We start from the raw sequence: 218 nt of genomic DNA, 5'->3' as shown, positions 1-218 counted from the left end.
TTCACCGCTACACATGGAGTTCCACTTTCCTCTTCTGTACTCAAGTTTTGTAGTTTCCACTGCACTTCCTCAGTTGAGCTGAGGGCTTTCACAGCAGACTTACAAAACCGCCTGCGCTCGCTTTACGCCCAATAAATCCGGACAACGCTTGCCACCTACGTATTACCGCGGCTGCTGGCACGTAGTTAGCCGTGGCTTTCTGGTTAAATACCGTCAAA

1 rRNA gene is annotated in these 218 nt (G+C 50.0%); it reads right to left on the bottom strand.

Annotation, left to right across the window (positions count from 1 at the left end):
- Nucleotides 1-218: ribosomal RNA gene (locus ABWU86_RS00740) — 16S ribosomal RNA — on the bottom strand; the annotation flags it as partial.

Source organism: Apilactobacillus pseudapinorum, assembly GCF_040369555.1.
In the GTDB taxonomy this organism is placed as follows: domain Bacteria; phylum Bacillota; class Bacilli; order Lactobacillales; family Lactobacillaceae; genus Apilactobacillus.
This window is presented reverse-complemented; position numbering and strand designations above follow the sequence as displayed.